This window comes from Thermosphaera sp., assembly GCF_059755995.1.
The window spans coordinates 1-13,559 of the sequence record NZ_DBOUKL010000047.1; the positions used below are offsets into that span (position 1 = coordinate 1).

16 protein-coding genes and 3 tRNA genes are annotated in these 13,559 nt (G+C 47.9%); 6 read left to right on the forward strand and 13 right to left on the reverse strand.

Going from position 1 to position 13,559, the window contains the following annotated elements; translation table 11 throughout:
- The 6 genes from tmk to AC3OH0_RS04920 form a co-directional block, all read right to left on the reverse strand.
- Positions 1-332: dTMP kinase (gene tmk / locus AC3OH0_RS04895; protein ID WP_498344979.1), on the reverse strand; the 332-nt coding region annotated here is incomplete at its 3' end.
- Positions 316-714, reverse strand: a complete 399-nt coding sequence (locus tag AC3OH0_RS04900; protein ID WP_498344980.1) for an aconitase X swivel domain-containing protein — start codon at positions 712-714, stop codon at positions 316-318. The genes AC3OH0_RS04900 and tmk, both read right to left, overlap by 17 nt.
- Positions 715-735: 21 nt before the next feature.
- A complete protein-coding gene (locus AC3OH0_RS04905) occupies positions 736-1,902 on the reverse strand; it encodes an aconitase X catalytic domain-containing protein (protein WP_498344981.1) in 1,167 nt (388 codons plus the stop codon).
- Complete coding sequence (locus AC3OH0_RS04910; protein ID WP_498344982.1) at positions 1,902-3,182, reverse strand: UbiD family decarboxylase; 1,281 nt, start codon at positions 3,180-3,182, stop codon at positions 1,902-1,904. Before AC3OH0_RS04910 ends, AC3OH0_RS04905 begins: the two co-directional genes overlap by 1 nt.
- Positions 3,179-4,429, reverse strand: coding sequence for a Clp1/GlmU family protein (locus tag AC3OH0_RS04915; protein WP_498344983.1), 1,251 nt, complete (start codon positions 4,427-4,429; stop codon positions 3,179-3,181). Before AC3OH0_RS04915 ends, AC3OH0_RS04910 begins: the two co-directional genes overlap by 4 nt.
- Positions 4,426-5,073 carry a hypothetical protein gene (locus AC3OH0_RS04920; protein WP_498344984.1) on the reverse strand — a complete coding sequence of 216 codons (648 nt, stop codon included), beginning with the start codon at positions 5,071-5,073 and terminating at the stop codon, positions 4,426-4,428. The genes AC3OH0_RS04915 and AC3OH0_RS04920 overlap by 4 nt, the downstream gene beginning before the upstream one ends.
- 48 nt (positions 5,074-5,121) lie before the next feature.
- On the opposite strand from AC3OH0_RS04920, the gene AC3OH0_RS04925 reads away from it, so the two are divergent.
- The 5 genes from AC3OH0_RS04925 (at position 5,122) to AC3OH0_RS04945 (ending at position 6,937) form a co-directional block, all read left to right on the forward strand.
- Positions 5,122-5,739 carry an AAA family ATPase gene (locus AC3OH0_RS04925; RefSeq protein ID WP_193436792.1) on the forward strand — a complete coding sequence of 206 codons (618 nt, stop codon included), beginning with the start codon at positions 5,122-5,124 and terminating at the stop codon, positions 5,737-5,739.
- 1 nt (position 5,740) lies between these two features.
- On the forward strand, positions 5,741-6,247 hold the full coding sequence (locus AC3OH0_RS04930) for a CDP-archaeol synthase (protein ID WP_193436793.1): 507 nt from the start codon (positions 5,741-5,743) through the stop codon (positions 6,245-6,247).
- Between the two features lie 51 nt (positions 6,248-6,298).
- Positions 6,299-6,586 carry a 50S ribosomal protein L44e gene (locus AC3OH0_RS04935; protein WP_013130023.1) on the forward strand — a complete coding sequence of 96 codons (288 nt, stop codon included), beginning with the start codon at positions 6,299-6,301 and terminating at the stop codon, positions 6,584-6,586.
- Positions 6,587-6,588: 2 nt separating this feature from the next.
- Positions 6,589-6,795, forward strand: a complete 207-nt coding sequence (locus AC3OH0_RS04940) for a 30S ribosomal protein S27e (protein ID WP_193436794.1) — start codon at positions 6,589-6,591, stop codon at positions 6,793-6,795.
- A gap of 57 nt (positions 6,796-6,852) precedes the next feature.
- A tRNA-Leu gene (locus AC3OH0_RS04945) sits at positions 6,853-6,937 on the forward strand.
- A 108-nt stretch (positions 6,938-7,045) separates the two neighbouring features.
- Here the strand turns inward: AC3OH0_RS04945 and AC3OH0_RS04950 are convergent.
- The 3 genes from AC3OH0_RS04950 to pyrG all read right to left on the reverse strand — a co-directional run bounded on the left by AC3OH0_RS04950 (position 7,046) and on the right by pyrG (position 9,737).
- Positions 7,046-7,699: a hypothetical protein gene (locus tag AC3OH0_RS04950; RefSeq protein WP_193436795.1), complete on the reverse strand. Its 654-nt coding sequence runs from the start codon at positions 7,697-7,699 to the stop codon at positions 7,046-7,048.
- 186 nt (positions 7,700-7,885) lie between these two features.
- A tRNA-Ser gene (locus AC3OH0_RS04955) sits at positions 7,886-7,993 on the reverse strand.
- Between the two features lie 139 nt (positions 7,994-8,132).
- Positions 8,133-9,737, reverse strand: a complete 1,605-nt coding sequence (gene pyrG / locus AC3OH0_RS04960; protein ID WP_498344985.1) for a CTP synthase — start codon at positions 9,735-9,737, stop codon at positions 8,133-8,135.
- Positions 9,738-9,798: 61 nt separating this feature from the next.
- Here pyrG and AC3OH0_RS04965 point away from each other — a divergent pair, with 61 nt between their 5' ends.
- Positions 9,799-10,353, forward strand: a complete 555-nt coding sequence (locus tag AC3OH0_RS04965; protein WP_193436797.1) for a phosphoribosyltransferase — start codon at positions 9,799-9,801, stop codon at positions 10,351-10,353.
- Here the strand turns inward: AC3OH0_RS04965 and AC3OH0_RS04970 are convergent.
- From AC3OH0_RS04970 to AC3OH0_RS04985, 4 genes are all read right to left on the reverse strand, one after another.
- The gene (locus AC3OH0_RS04970) at positions 10,280-11,665 is read right to left on the reverse strand and encodes a putative hexosyltransferase (RefSeq protein ID WP_498344986.1); all 1,386 of its coding nucleotides are present in this window, start codon (positions 11,663-11,665) and stop codon (positions 10,280-10,282) included. The two genes, AC3OH0_RS04965 and AC3OH0_RS04970, sit on opposite strands and share 74 nt — an antisense overlap.
- 1 nt (position 11,666) lies before the next feature.
- Positions 11,667-12,665, reverse strand: coding sequence for an aldo/keto reductase (locus tag AC3OH0_RS04975; protein ID WP_498344987.1), 999 nt, complete (start codon positions 12,663-12,665; stop codon positions 11,667-11,669).
- A gap of 8 nt (positions 12,666-12,673) precedes the next feature.
- Positions 12,674-13,390: an alanyl-tRNA editing protein AlaXM gene (gene alaXM, locus AC3OH0_RS04980; RefSeq protein WP_193436800.1), complete on the reverse strand. Its 717-nt coding sequence runs from the start codon at positions 13,388-13,390 to the stop codon at positions 12,674-12,676.
- 52 nt (positions 13,391-13,442) lie between these two features.
- Positions 13,443-13,529: transfer RNA gene (locus tag AC3OH0_RS04985), tRNA-Gln, on the reverse strand.
- Between the last annotated feature and the right edge of the window lie 30 nt (positions 13,530-13,559).

Below are 13,559 nucleotides of genomic sequence, written 5' to 3' on the forward strand. Positions count from 1 at the left end.
GGAGCCCCCATGGCTGACTGGTAGGCAATACTGCTGTAGAAATACCTGTCCGAGACCACGCAAACCCCTTTCTCAAGCATTGGCTGTATCAGGGTTTTCACATGGATAAGCCTGTCGAGGGCGAAGGCTAAGGCGTCAACATAGGCATCCCTGTAGGAAGAATACTCCCCTTTAACGGCTCTAACTATTAGCGAGTCTGTTGGCTCGTAAGTGTAAACAGCCTCCATCCCCTTTGATTTAAACATGTCTATTAGCATTTTCGCAAGCGTGGTTTTCCCCGCACCATCAATGCCTTCTAACACTATGAAAAACCCTCTACTCAACCGTGACATAATCCTCCCCTTCCCTATGTGTAACAAGTTTCTTGTTGGATAATATTGTTGAAAACTCTTCGAACTCCTCGACAATAAACAGGGGGATGCCCGCTAACACGCATCCTGCTATTAAGATAGGCTCCACCTCCTTAACGATCATGCAGCATGGATGGACGTTGTTCTTTTTCAAAGCATATATGATGTATGAGCCCACAGTGCTTCCTCGCGAACCCTTGAAAACAAGCACTCTTCCAGCCATCTCAACTTCGCCAACGTCTGCTCTGACAACTCCTCTGATAGGGTCTACTTCACCGAAGAAGCTTAAGTACTGGTTTAAAACAACAGGTTCTCCGGAGCAGTCGCCATCAACCACTCGTTTAATCCTCCATTTCAAACTCACGTTTCCCCCTCCCCATTGTGATTAAGCGTAGATGCTTTCAACTATCTCCTTTAAGCCTGCAATACCTGCTTTAAGCCCATGTATCTTCCTCATGTAGAAATATGCCTTTCCACTATTCGTCAACATGTAATCATATTTCTTCTTTAACACGGATACGACAGGGCAGGTTCCCAAGGCTATGTCCACCTTCCGCGACAAGAGGAATTTCATCAGGGGAGAATAGGTGGAGGCAAGCTCAGGTGGCATTGTAACGAGAAGCTTGCCCCTCCTGGGCTCTCGATATTTTTCAAGTAAGCGCTTGAGAGCAACAAGCTCTTCTGGATGCGTGTGGGGACATCCTATATATCCTAAAACAGTCCCGCCTAGACCAGGCAACTCTCCAACATATTTTTCCACGTCGCTAGGTTCCAGGGTAATGGTTTCCTCTATCTCTGTTTTATAAGTTTCCCTAGGGGTTATGCCGTCGAGCACTGCTAGTGCATGGGATCCGGATGCCGCCATCGCTGCCAGTAGAGCTTTAATCTCGTGTAAAGGTTTCTCCCTAATCTTTACGACGGGGATGTCCCTAATGTTTTCCCCAATCCACAAGCCGGCTAGAGATAGGGGCTTATTATCAATTAATGGTGATAATTCGACCAGAACCCTTGCAACCCTGTTTTCAAGACTATGAAGACCGTGAAGATATGTGAAACCGGTTAAGGCTGAAGCCAGCGCTAAGGGCCCGCCCTCACGGTTTGTTCTAGCCCCGAAGTAGGAGTTGGCGAAAATCACGGCACTGCTCTCGCCCCATGCCAAGTGCTCGCCCGGCATCGGCGGTCTATGGTAGTAGGGTATGCAGGTGAACACGGGCTTACCGCCCATTCCAACCAGTGATTCATCTATCAATGCCTGCTTGCTGAAATACTTGTTGTCAATTACCTGGGAGAGCATTCCGTAGTCGACGCAGCCTGGGTTTATGGTGGTGTAGACTCGGAACCTTGGCCTCTCCCTGTAGAAGTCTCTTAAGAACTCCAGCCCGGGTTCGCCTATGTTCGAGTATGAGACACCGGATACGTGTGCATGTGTGATTTCCACAAGTCTGTCAGAGCCCAGGGCCTCGCCTACTTTCACAATTATCTCGAGCGCTTTAGCGTAAACCCATCCGAACTCTCCTTTAAGCATTCTCTCCTGAAAAGGAGTGAGATACATTACTCGACAACAACCCTCCTATACTTATCCCATGGTTCATTGAATGGTTTCACAGCGAGGAAAATAATCTTATCCCCAACCCCTTCCCTGCTCCTGGGTTCTAGAGTACTGCCTTTGATATTTTTTAAGATTATTATGTCCTCGCTCCCTTTAAGCCTGGTAGCCAACGCCCACTCTATTTCCAATGGATTGTCGACGTCAATATCTTCGTCAACGATGAACACGTGTTTAACGCTAGGGTGGGCAGATATCGCAGCTAGTCCTGCTAGTTTCGCCTCGCCAGGGGAGTTCTGCTTCAACGATATGGCTACGTGGAGCCATCCGCCCCCGCCCTCGGTTAGCCGGACCTTCACAACCCCTGGGGCTACTTTCCTAACCTCCTCGTATATTAAAGGCTCCCTAGGGAAGCCCATTAGGAATTGGTGCTCCCATAACCCGGGGATTATTGCGTGGAATAGTGGGGTTTGGTGCTTGTTAACGTAGAATCCTGCTGGTTTGAAAACCGGCTGAAGCCTCTTACCATCCAGGAGCATCAGTATGTCTGTGAAAGGCCCCTCCTCGGCGAGTTCTCTTGATAAGACTCCTTCCACGACTACGCTGGCGTTTGCAGGTACAGGTATCTTGTACAATGGGGTTTTAACAACCTTGTTGTAGCCCGACATTGCCGCTGCCACGGATGCTTCGAAAACGCCTAACGGGGGAGTCATCGCAGCTGCTAACTCGAAATAGGGGTCTGCCCCAAGAACCATTGCGACTGGGGCGTCAACGCCTCTATCATGGTATTTCTTCATCAGGAAGTGGAGCTGCCTCGGGACTACCCTAATCGGGGCTTCTGCAGGGGATTTGTACATGGTTCTATGGTAGCTAGCGTTGCACGTCCTCTCGTAGCAGATGATGTATATGGAGCTTGTCAAGTACCGTGAACCATCATCCCTATAATACTTCACGAATGGGAGAGAGTCAAGCGTGTAGTCCCTTCTCTCAAAGTAGTCGTCGAACTCCACGGTATCGAGCGGTGCAGGATTCTCCAATGCTTTAATAACTCTACTGTAAACCTCTAAGTCTGTGGTAGCTTCAAACAAAGCATACACGTCTTTCCTCGCAGTCACCAGGTTGGTGTAGCCTGTGAACTCTGTTCCTTCAAGTTCGAACAGGAAGAGTTTTCCACGGTTTGAGGATGCTAACCGGGTGATTGCATAATCTCTCTCTACTTTTCCTAACTCCTCAACGGGTTTTCCGGCTTTACGGGCTGTTTCACGTATCAACTGTAGAGGGTTCAAGAGGACACCTCCAAAAACTCCTCGGTGAAATCATCCCTGAGCTTTATTGTTGAAACCTTCAGCTCACTAATCTTATCCGTGAACCTTGTTTTAATAATTATCCTCCTCCCTTGGAAATCAATTTTATCGATTAAAGCAGGGTAGTCTAAGCTGCCGTTGGAGACGGCGGCGTAGAGATTTCTCTCGGCGCCGGGTTCGAAAACAGCTATTTTAGCCACTCCAAACTCCTTTTTCAACCCTTCCTCCTCAACCCTTCTTACACTGCCGGCTAAGTAGAGCTTATCTGGGAGAAGTGAAGCGTGAGAGATTTTTCCTTCAACGTATTTCTCCACGCTTGCAACATCTACTGGAACACCTTCAAGGATGGGAAGACCATTGATGATTAGGTTTTCAAAATCGAGTTTAACTACTGGTGCCTCGTGAAGAAACTCTCTATATTTCATGCTTCTAAGAATTCTCCGCTCATCCCTGCTTCTAACCTTCCTCGTAGCAGGTATATTGAACTCTACCACTCTAACACCGTGAGCGCTGAACTTTCTGAAGTAAGGGGAGATATCGGCTCCGAAAACAACTATAACATCTGGTTTTAGAGCTGAAATAAGTGAAACCTTGTACCTCAGCCCTTTTTCATCTCTGATCCAGCCGTCAGTATCCACGATAACGTGAGTGCTCCCGGCTTTGAAGTATTCGGAGGCTAGTTCTTTAACAGCATTTATTATTTTCCAGATGTTTACGTGAGGCTTTACATCACCGATGAACCGTAGCTTCTCCGGCTTAGCCTCCCCTACCCATAGCACGGGCTCCGTAATCCTTCCAGCTGATACGAAACCGGGTGGTCCAATATTTGACTGGCCTACATCACCATCAACTATTGCGGGGCTCCCGCCCTTCTGCAACACAATGTTTGATAAGAGGGTTGCGAAAGATGATTTACCGCTATCGGTCCCGCCCACCAGCACTATTAGTCTACCAGGGTTTGAGGCCAGTTCCTGGCTGAGAGCGTACTTGGCAAGGTAGGGGTCGTCTTCCTCGAGGGGTTGCACGGAGGCTTCTTCACCCATCACCAAGTCCAGTTCTGAATCCTCAAGGGCCCGGATTATGTAGGTTTTAGTTTTATGAACTATCACCCTAGTTTTTTCAACGAATACTTTTCCGAGAACATCTATGGCGCCTTTCTTGACAAGTATGCTCACAGGCCCGTAAACCTTTAAGAAGCCCCCTTTTGAAACGCTTAGCTCGGGTGTCATGACACCTCAACACCCTTTTTCAAAGCTATCCGGTAAGCCGCGTACACGTCCTTGAACCTGAAAGGCCTGAGCCCTCTTTTCATCTTCCCGGCTATATACCGGATTTCGTCGCGGCTTTCAATAGCTGGGGAGGTTTTCTCCTCGGATACTATTTCAAAAGGTATTCTAAACTCCTTGCTTAAAACCTGCACCAGCTCTAATCCTTTAGGCGAAGCCCCTATTTTCACCCGGAAGCTCCGCGAGGGAATGCATTCTAGAAAATACTTCAAATCCTTTATGAAGCCGAGGAGATCGGTTTTCCCATAGTCTACCAGGGTTCCATCACCTAGGGCGACATAAGTGATGTACTTTCCTGGATCAACGCCTATGACGAGTTCGCGGAAGCTTTCAATTAGATATGTGGCTAAAACCGCCTGCTCGATCTTCCTGCAGTCATGCTTGGGGTCGTAAACCACTTCTAAATCCTTTCTCTCGGAGACGCTGTCAGCAATCTCCTTGTGATCGGTGTAGAAGACGCTTGATAACGGGATTTCACCGGGTTCATAGTAGTAGCTGAATAACACCCCCCGCTTCCTCAATAATTCCCGGACCTGCATAAACCATTCAGGGTTGTAGATGGCGATGACAAGGTGTTTTTTCTGCAACCTCTTAAACCATTATAATGGTTAATATTCCCCGGCTTATAATATCTATTGGGGATTGCGATAAGGAGCAGGGGGTTAAGGATTCACGACCTGGTTTCGAAGTCCGCTATGTGCTTGTTCTACGGGGTAGCGGGAGCCGGTAAAACCAATATCTTGCTGACCCTGACAAGGGATTTGTGCAGGGAGGACGGCCCCTGCCTCTACATTTCCACTGAGGAAACGTTGCACTACGAGAAAGTGGGTAAGCAGGCTGAAAACTATGCTAACACGTTGTTCGCAGAGGTTCACGAGCTTGACAAGCTGCTGGAACTGTTCCTACAGCTTAGCTACATGGATTTTCGAATCCTGGTCGTAGACAGCATCAACTCTCTCTACAGAGCGGTTGCATACGAGGAGTCTTCCCTAGCCAAGTTCACTTTTTCACTGGGTTTTTTAAGAAGCATGAGCGTGCAGAAGGGTTTTAAAGTATTGGCGTCAGCACAGGTTCGGGCTGGAGAGGATGATGTTGAAGCCTCCGGCATGAGCCTCTTGGAATACTATTTCGACACGGTGTTTCAAGTAGGGTTTGAAAGGGATAAAAGGTTTGTCAAACTTGTCAAGCCAAAATATAAGGTGCCCCTGGTTAATTACTTTGAAATAAATGAGAAGGGAGCAGTGTGGGTGTAGCATGATAGAGGAGTATGTGTACTGGCTGGTGAAATTCTACATCCCAGTAATGGTTGCTAACGGGACTCCAGTACTTGTTAAAGGCGTGTTTCGAATAGACTCCGGTAGAGCCTTCGTCGACAGGAGACCTCTGCTCGGGTCGAACAAGACCTGGGAGGGTTTGCTCATAGGTGTTACCTATGCTTTTGTAGCGAGCTCGCTCATCTCTATTGTTTTCGACAACCCCTTCTACATTATCGGGGGGCTTGCAGGCCTCTTCGGGCTTTTAGGGGATTTAGCAGGGGCTTTCCTTAAAAGGAGGCTGGGGATTAAACCCGGTGACCCGCTCCCGGTGGTCGACCAGCTTGACTTCGTAACATTCTCCACGCTCTTCTACCTTGCAGTAGGTTTTGAGGAGTTCGCGGAAAACCCTGGCTACATTATTTCAACCTTCCTGCTCATATTGCTTCTCCATGTTGCCGCGAACAACTTGGCTTACTACATGGGTTTGAAGGATAGGAGATGGTAATATTTTTAATAGGATTTTCACGTTAAAGGAGTTAATTGAAGGTGTTTACGAATGAGGATACCGAAGGTAATAACGACATACTGCCCCAAGTGCAGGACACACACCGACCACTCAGTAGCGATCTACAAGCACGGTAAGAGAAGGAGCCTTGCCGAGGGAGAGAGAAGGTATGCTAGGAAGAAGAAAGGCTACGGCTCAAAAAGGAAGCCTGAGCAGAAGCGTTTCGCCAAGGTAACTAAGAAGACCGTGTTAAAGCTTAAATGCACCAAGTGCGGATATACCTTCCACACCGAGGGTATAAGGTTGAAGAAGGCTGAGCTGGTAGAGGTGGGTAAGTAGGTATGAGGAAGAGGAAACTACTCATACCTCAGCCTCGAAGCCGCTTCTACAAGGTAATATGTAAAACCTGCGGCGCTGAAAACATTGTTTTCAGCCACGCATCTTTCCCCACGAGATGCAAGGTCTGTGGAACACAGCTTGTGAAACCCACTGGTGGAAGAGCCCTAGTGCTCAAGGATAAGTCGGAAATCGTTGCGGAACTAGGCTAACCTATTCTTTTCTGGGTTAAGTTTAAATTAACTCCTGAATTATCCAATCAAAATGATGCGGGGGTGCCCGAGCTTGGTCAAAGGGGTCGGGCTTAGGACCCGATGGCGTAGGCCTGCGTGGGTTCAAATCCCACCCCCCGCACTCTTCTAAATCGTTCTAGCCCAGGAATTTGAAATTATCATAGTGGGATAATAATCAATTATGCGCTATATTAATAAAGAAGTGATAAAAAGTTAGGGTTATAACAAGCTATTGCTGCTCCTGGGGAGGGGTTTCACGGGAGGGGGCCTTCCCGGTGGAAGCTTCTTTCCTACCCTTGCCGGGTTTCTGCTGAGCAGCTTGCTTAAGCTCTTCAACCTCCTGCTTCAACCTCTCCAACTGCGCTTTCAGCTCTGCAACCTCTTTTTCCTTCTCAGCAAGCTTTTGAACAGGATCGTATAGCACATGGTTTCCAGCACTGCATAAGAGTCTTCCTTCCTCATCAATCGTAAAATCTTGCCAGCCGTGCTCAGGGCATTTAACCTTCCCCGTTTCCCTGGAGAACTCTAACCCAGATAGTTTCTCATATATTTTTAAAACGCGTTCGTCACGATTGGCTGGTTTCTGTTCAACGGAGACCACCTGCCCAGTAACTATCCATGGAGGGATCCCGATTGTTTTGAGGAAGTCGGGGAGCTTTTCATAAGGAATGCTTATCCTGCCAAGTAATCCCGGTATTTCAACCTCCACTCTCCTAGCCCTGTCAAGGTTCTCTATGATCCTTATTCCTTTGAAATCTTCAATACTCTTATACACTCGCTTTATTACAAGTATAAGATATGTAAACAATCCAAGAGCTACTGCGGCCAGAACCCCCGCGGCAATAACCACCTGTAGGAGTAGTTCACCGGTGAGTTCAACCATATAACCACCTACACAGGATTTACTTGTGGGAAGGATTTGAAACTCCTACATTCTCCGTGAATACGAGTTTTCCCCATACACTCTATACGCGTATAAAAAATACGCATTTCCAACCCCACTTTTATACATTAACTTTATCCCCACAAATATTTAAACATTGTTGAAGAACAGGCATGAAAAACTTAACGCCGGGGGCGGGATTCGAACCCGCGCGCCCCGCAGGGGGCAGTGGGTCTCCCGGGAGAAGCCGGAAAGTCTCGAGCCCACCCCCTTAGACCGCTCGGGCACCCCGGCCGATCTAAATAGTATTGTGTAGGGCTTTTATAATGTTTAAAAGCCCCTCAAAGCCGGAGGTTTCTTCACCGTTCGGCTAGACGCCTGACGGCTCATCATCGGGTATGTTTTTAACAATGTTTTGAAAGGCAAATATTTTTTACCTGTAACCCTGGATCGCCTGCTTAACGAAGTATTTGTACACGGGGCTGGGCCTGAGCGGTCTGCTTTTAAACTCAGGATGTGCCTGTGTTCCAAAGTAGAACACTTTATTATCCGCTAGCTCAATTATCTCGGCGAAGCCTTCCTCGCTCCAGCCACTGACTTTCAACCCCGCCCTCTCCAAAACCTCGACATACCTCGGGTTTACCCCGTACCTGTGCCTGTGCCTCTCATAGACTTCGGGCGCGTTGTAAACCTCCCACGCCCTCGTATTCTTCACTATCACTATCTTCTTATCACCAAGTCTAAGGGTTCCCCCCATGCTTGAAATGTTTCTTTGGCTTGGAAGCAAATCTATCACAGGATAGGGAGTCGCCGGGTCCAGCTCGGTGCTGTTAGCACCTGTTAATCCTAGCACGTTCCTGGCTGCTTCCACAACCATTAACTGCATGCCGAAGCAGATGCCCAGAACTGGCTTACCGCTCTCCCGGAGCAGTTTTATAGCCTTGATCTTACCTTCACTCCCCCTTCTCCCAAATCCTGGGAGAAGGATGGCTCCATCATTCTCGAGTAATTCCTCAGGGTTTTGCATGCCCTGCTCAATCTCGGTTGCCTCATACCAGTTTAGAACTAGCCTGACTTTTTCCCAGACAGCAGCGTGTCTCAGGGCCTCCACTATGCTGATGTAGCTGTCTCGAACCTTAGTGTATTTTCCGATAAGGGCTATTTTCACAGGCTTAGCTGATTCCTCATAGTTTTTAATAAACCCTTTCCACTCATCAAGCCTGATCTCTCTCTTCTTAGACAATCCCAGCCTGTTTAACACATAGTCTGCAACACCTTGCTGGTGAAGGATTAAGGGAACCTTGTAGATGAAGTCCACGTCGGGACTGCTGAACACAGCGTTCAAGGGCACGTTACCGTATAAGGCTATCTTATACCTCGCATCATCGTCGAGATAGGTTAGCGATCTAACTATTATGGCGTCTGGCTGGATACCTATTCTCCTCAGTTCTTGAATACTGTGTTGAACAGGCTTCGTCTTAACCTCGCCGCTAGAAAGGACCGGGGCTAGTGCCACGTGAATGAACATAGTGTTGGCCACTCCTTCCTCGACGCGGAGCTGCCTAATCGCTTCAAGGAATGGGAGACCCTCAATATCTCCCACCGTGCCGCCTACCTCGACTAGAACTATTTCAGACCCCGAGTCCTTCGCAATCCTTCTAATCCTATCCTTAATCTCGTTAGTCACGTGCGGGATAACTTGGACACACTGCCCCAGGTAATCCCCTCTCCTCTCTTTCTCCAGGACGCTGAAGTATATTTGACCAGATGTTATGTTGTTGTTTCTAGACAAGTCGGTGTTGAGAAAGCGCTCGTAATGCCCTAGGTCGAGGTCTGTTTCACCACCGTCATAGGTGACGAATACCTCGCCGTGCATGTAAGGATTCATTGTTCCAGCGTCAACGTTCAGATAGGGGTCTATTTTCACAGCGGTAACAGTGTAGCCAGCATCTTTCAGGAGTAAGCCTATGGAGGCTGTGGTTATACCTTTCCCGAGGCCTGATAGAACGCCTCCTGTTATGAAAACATACTTGGTCATGCGCCCATGAGAATCTATGAAAATTCTTGATTTATAAATCTACTCCTCCATAAGAAAACCCATGGTCTCCAACATTAAGTACAGGTATATTGGCTGGTTAGAGATACATAAAGCCTTGTCTATCTTGGCGAAAAGAGTTCTCGAGGAGTACAGCCCTGACACGATAGTGTCGATTGTCAAGGGAGGGCTGATACCTGCGAGAATAATTGGCGACATACTAGGTATTGATGAGATAGGCTATGTGGGCGTGAAATTCTACAAGGGGATTGACAAGAGGGGGGAGAAGCCGTTCGTGACTTTCACGGCTCTTCCCAGGCTTGACTATAAGAAAATCCTCATCGTTGACGACGTCATAGAGTCTGGGAGAACAATAAACACTGTAGTAGATTTACTGTCAAAATACAATTACTCAGGGTTGAAGTCCCTGGCTATCTTCGTCAAGCCGTGGAGCCCGCTTAAGCCTGACTACTACTATGAAGTAGTTGACAAGTGGGTTGTGTTTCCATGGGAGATATGTGAAACGGTGAGGGAAGGCTTAGACATTACCCCGGATTTAGAGGATCCCTCGATACTTGACCATTGCACTCCTGCTTCAAGGGCAGAAAGAAAGCCGTGAGCACGACGTAGCCGAGAAGAGTCAGTAAAATACTGTACAGTAAGTAGGCTTCCTCGGCGAAAACCATTAGGGAGATTGAATCCAGCAGGCTGATAACCCAGTAGTTGGGGTTCTCTATGTGAGCATGCCCCCACCAGCTCACCGGAAACATGAAGAACCATATAATCACGAAGATTGAGTATATTATTGACAAACCTCTCCTGCAAGTATTGAAGCGGTCTATGACAAAGTACATGCTGGTGAAACCCATCATCGGGGCGAAGTATTGATAATTAACCCTCCAGTAGGTGGTTAGAAATATCAAGTATGAGATGTAAAAATTCTCTAGCGCGGACTCCATGCTGAACCGTTCTTTAAACAGCTTCAAGAAGAGGAGAGTGAATAGGAGGAGAACAGGGATCCACCAGTTCGACGTCACCCAGGTGAAGTCTCCGCCTGTTTTCGAATTCATATAGGTTGCAAGGCTTGAGAACCCGTTGAAACTGTAGCAGAGAGGCGGTGTGTATCCTGGTGTACCAGTGTTTTTCAAAGCCTGGTAGTATATAATTAAGCTTCCAGGACAGAAGAGCTCGAAGGGCATGTAAGTAATAAGCAAGCCGGTTGCGAAGCCTAAAACCCCGGCAACCACCCTCTTCACCTCTTTAAGGAAAGGTCTGCAAGCGTAAGCTGCAATGACAAGTGCTGGCAAAATAACGTTAGGCTTTACTGCGACGGAGAGACCTGCGAGAGCAGACACTATAACAGTGTCTCTAACAGAGTCGATGCCCCGTTTTAGAAGAAGGAGAATGGATAATGCTTGAGGAAAGAACGCTACCGCGTCGAACATTCCGTATATTGATGAGATGTAGATTGTAGCAGGGTTTAAGTAGTAAAAACCTGTTGCTAACAGTGCCTTCCGAGGAGATAGTTGTTTAACAATAAGGTAAATGGTTAATGCCGATAAGGTATCGAATAGTATGAAAACTGATTTAGAAGCGATGATCCAGTCCACTGGGACGTACACATGGTATACTCCTGCCTTCCAGAAATGGGCTACAGGTGTCGGCGCAAGCATTCTCGGGACTGATAAGAGAATTACTAGGATGGGGCCGTACGGGTATGGCCATGGATACGGCCAGTTTTCACCTATGTGCGATCCTGTACTGGAGTATTTGAAAAAGCAAAGGGTTTTAGATAGGAAAGTATCAGCGAAGCCTGCGAACTGGGCTATGTCGCTACCGCTCGTGTATGGAGCTAGGGAAAGCCTGACTATCAGCCCTGCTCCAATAATGATGACTAGAAGTGCTACGTGACGGGTTACCCGTATTCTCAAGCTATATTCCCCGCATCAGGGCGACGAGCAGTCTCTGGAGTCTGCGGGGCATTGACGCGAGAGGGGTGGGCTGCCTATAGATTAAACCCCAGTGCTTCACGTATTTCTCAGAGGACTTATCAAGCAACTCCATGTCTTCGCTGTCAAGACTTATTGATAAAGCCTTAGCATACTCTGTAATTCTTGCAGGATTAGTGGTTCCGACAATGGGTATTGCGCCCTTGTTAATCAACCATGCTAAGGCTACGGCTGATTTAGGTGCGCCGTGCTTCACAGCCACCTGGTTCAACGCGTCTTGAAGCTCCCTGTCTTCTGAAGCGGTTTTAAACACGCTGTCCACTCTCTGGGCAAACGTCTTAGCCCTTGTTAAACCGGCTAGGGCTCCTTTAGCGAGAGGGCTCCACGCTAATAAGGCTATATTGTTTTTTCTCATGTAGTCGAGGAGCTCGTTCTCCACCAATCTGTACGCGAGGCTGTACTGTAGCTGGTTGGCAACAGGCTCTAATCTCTTAGTACAGCTTAACGCTTCCTCCAGCTCCTTCAACCCGTAGTTTGACAGCCCGTAAGCAGTAACGTAGCCCTGGGTCACAAGGGATTCCAGAGCGTTGACAACACGGCATATTTCATCCTTTTTCCGAGGAGGCCAGTGGTGGAGAACTATATCCGGTTTAAACCCCAGCCTCTTATGGCTGTTTTTAAATGCTTTCAGGAACTCTTCGAAAGCAGGTTTGCGGAATCCAGCGATTTTCGTTACCACTACGAACTCTTCCCGGGCGTTGAGTCTGAGAACAGCTTCGCCGAGCAGCCTCTCCGATCTCCCATTCCCATATATTTCAGCAGTATCGATCAGGTTTATACCGTGTGCCATTGCCGTGCTTAAGAGCAGTGAAACCTGCATCGTGGACAGGCTTGTACCCCACAGTTTTGATGAAAACTGCCATGTTCCAAGACCGAGCCTGCTGACCTTCAGCCCTGCATGCTTCAGCTCGATCAATGCCATAAAACCACCTAGGGTTGCACGGTGAAGTAAATCCTCTTCTTATTCTTCCCCTTGTTCTCAATCCTAAGGAGAACGATCTCACCTATCTCCAACGTATTCCTCACGTGAGGACCGCCATCTGCCTGCACGTCAACCCCAGGTATCTCAACTATTCTAAGCCTATCCACGGAGGGCGGCATTTTAGCAGCCAGCTTCACCACGCCAGGTATCTTCAGCGCATCCTCTCGTGGTAGCCAGTAGATTCTTACCTCCAGAGCCTGTTTAACAATTTCGTTCGCTTTTTCAACAGCCTTTAGGAATGCTTCTCTGTCGAAAACCTCCATGCTGTAGTCATCGTACCCGTATTCCTCGGAGATGTTTCCGCCGGTTATAAGGGCGTTGTAGTCTCTGTACATTATAGCCGATAATATGTGTGCAGCTGTGTGAAGCCTCATCAACCTGTATCGCCTATTCCAGTTAAGCTTCAACCACACCTTGACTCCTACGGGAGCATCCACTCCTTTTTCAAGCTCGTGGATCAATAATCCTGAATCCTTGTCATAATATACGTTTACCACTGGGATTTCAAGCCCTTTGAGAACAACCCATCCCGTGTCATTATCAACACCACCGCTCTTGGGATGAAAGATTGTCTTATCCAGGATGAGCTTGTTTGGAAGAGTCTTGAGGACTGTGGCCTCCAACTCTCTCAGATAAGAATCATGCTGGTAAACCAGTTCCGTCAAACTCTGCACCACTGTGAGTTAATATCTTGCCGGAGAATATTTAACTTAATAATAGCCGGGCGGGGATTCGAACCCCGGTCGCGGGGTATCTTCCGAGCGGACCAAAGCCCCGCATCCTTGGCCGCTAGACGACCCGGCTATCAATAGAAGTATATTTCCAGAGGGATTT